General features: G+C 40.8%; 1 protein-coding gene. It reads right to left on the reverse strand.

What is annotated here, in order from left to right:
• A partial coding sequence (locus QLS31_RS16105) for a DUF11 domain-containing protein (protein WP_282744685.1) occupies positions 1 to 2,977 on the reverse strand: 2,977 nt, incomplete at both ends.

The raw sequence follows: 2,977 nt of genomic DNA on the forward strand, positions 1-2,977 counted from the left end.
TTCGCCTGCATTGGTGCCGATTACCACTGGGTTTGTATCTAAAGTATCATTGCCCACAACACTTGGCGTGCTGTCTCCTGTGGTTACTGCTGCTGGTGTGTCGTTAGCTGCAACTATTGGATTTAAAACTACAACCGTAGCGCTACCATTTGTACAATTAGAAGGTATTACATTTAATCCATTGGATGGATTGACTTCACATAATTGGTAAATAATGGTATAGGTTCCACTTCGTGTGTTTCCTGCTAACGTTAATACTCCGTTCGCATCTATACTTAATGGCCCAGCCGTAATTGGTGTTACATCAGTATTAGTCGGTTTAACTAATTCACCATTTAAAGTATCATTAGCAGTTACATTCAAGACTACTTTTGGATTGACTCCAGTATTTACTGTTATTGGACCATCATTAACGGCATCAATTGGATTCAAAACGACGACCGTAGCAGTTGCATTTGTACAATTAATAGGATCTGCTCCCGACTCACACAATAGATAATTAATGGTATATGTGCCTGAAACAGTATTTGCAGCTAACGTCAATACTCCATCTACATCAATACTTAGTGGTCCTGTTGTAATTGGAGTCACATCTGTGTTTGCAGCTGTAACTGCTATTCCATTTAATGTATCTGCTCCATTAGTATTATCGATTAAGACATTTCCTACTGAAGAAGCTGTTGTAGTACTAGGAACTTGTGTCGCAAAAATATCATCAAATGCACTAATTTGATTACTAATAAGAATTTTCGCATTTGCAATATCGCAATTAGTAGGATTTATTACTTCACAAATTTGATAAAAAACCATATACATACCCGAGGTCAACCCTGAAGGAACAGTAATAGTGCCGTCATTATTAAGAACAAAACCTGCTGGTGCTATTCCTACTAATGTTAATGTAACATCAGCTGGATTTAAAATAGCACCATTAAGAGTATCGTTATTTAATACTGATGTAGTAACTCCGCCATTTCCACCGATATAGGCCACTGCTGTAAAATCATCAACAATTGCATCTACAGCAGCCTCAAAAACGTTTACGGCAACTGTAGATGTACTACAATTAGCTGGAGATGAACCGATTTCACATATTTGATATTCTAATGTTTGAGGTCCTGCAGGAGTGCCCGGTGCAATAGTAATTGATCCGTCTGGATTTAAAGTTAAAACAGGATTTGAAATTGTTGTTGTCAAAATTACATCAGCAGGGTTGATCGGTGGAATTCCACTTAAAGTATCATTCCCTAATACTGAACCAGTAATCGCTCCAGGAAGTCCCCCTGTAACATCTGGATTAGCCACAATAGAATTCAAAACTACTATCGTAGCAGTTGCAGTTGCACAATTTACAGGGTTTGCTCCTACCTCACATATTTCATAAGTTATATTATAAGTTCCAGAAGGTGTGTTACCTTCTAAAGTAAAATCACCATTACTAGCCACACTTAATGGTCCTGAAGTTTGTGGAGTTACATTAGTATTTGTATCTGTTACCAAATCTCCATGTAAAGTATCATTTGTAGTTACATTTAAAACAATTTTAGGAATGTTTGCAGTTGTAACTGTAATTGGTCCATCATTTACTCCAATTAATGGATTCTGTACCACCACAGTTGCTGTAGCTGTATCACAATTGACTGGACTTGCTCCAAACTCACACAACTGGTATGTAATTAGATAAGTTCCAGAAACGGTGTTGGCTGCTAATGTTAAATTGCCGTCAATATCAATACTTAATGGCCCTGTGGTAATTGGTGTTACATCGGTGTTAGCAACTGTTACTACAATAGTATTTAAAGTATCATTATCTGTAACATTTAATATAATCTTAGGTGTTGTCGCTGTAGCTACAAATGCTGGACCATCGTTTACAGCATCAATTACATCAACCGGTACTGGTGTACTAGTTGCCGTATTGTTTCCGAGTGTTGGATCGGCTTCATTGGCTGTGATAGTCGCCGTATTGACATAACTGCCTGTTGCGTTTACCGTAGCGGTGATGTTTAAAGTTGCACTTGCTCCATTGGCTAAGGTGCCTACACTCCACACTCCTGTTCCACTGGTGTACGTCCCTGTTGATGCGGTTGAACTTACAAACGTATAACCCGCTGGAAGTGCATCGGTAACAGAAACTCCTGTTGCTGAACTTGGTCCGGCATTGCTCGCCGTTAAGGTGAAGATGACATTGCTGCCTACGTTTGGTGTAGGGTTATCTACTGTTTTAGCTACGCTTACATTGGATTGTGGAACCGGTACTGGTGTACTAGTTGCCGTATTGTTTCCGGGTGTTGGATCGGCTTCATTGGCTGCTATTGTTGCTGTATTAGCATAACTGCCTGTTGCGTTTACCGTAGCGGTGATGTTTAAAGTTGCACTTGCTCCATTGGCTAAGGTGCCTACACTCCACACTCCTGTACCACTAGTGTACGTTCCTGTTGATGCTGTTGCACTTACAAAGGTATAACCTGCTGGTAGTACATCTGTTACATTGGTTCCTGTTGCTGAACTTGGTCCGGCATTGCTCGCTGTTAAGGTGAAGGTAACGTTACTACCAACATTTGGCGTAGCGTTACTTGATGTTTTTGTGATTCCAACATTGGATTGTGGAACCGGCACTGGTGTACTAGTTGCCGTATTGTTTCCGGGTGTTGGATCGGCTTCATTGGCTGTGATAGTAGCCGTATTGGCATAACTGCCTGTTGCGTTTACCGTAGCGGTGATGTTTAAAGTTGCACTTGCTCCATTGGCTAAGGTGCCTACACTCCACACTCCTGTTCCACTTGTATACGTGCCTGTTGATGCGGTTGCACTTACAAAGGTATAACCCGCTGGTAGTACATCTGTTACATTGGTTCCTGTTGCTGAACTTGGTCCGGCATTGCTCGCCGTTAAGGTAAAAATGACATTGCTGCCTACGTTTGGTGTAGGGTTATCTACTGTTTTAGCTACGCTTACATTGGATTGTGGAACCGGT

Origin of the sequence: Flavobacterium sp. XS2P24 (genome assembly GCF_030010285.1) — a bacterium.
Taxonomy (GTDB): domain Bacteria; phylum Bacteroidota; class Bacteroidia; order Flavobacteriales; family Flavobacteriaceae; genus Flavobacterium; species Flavobacterium algoritolerans.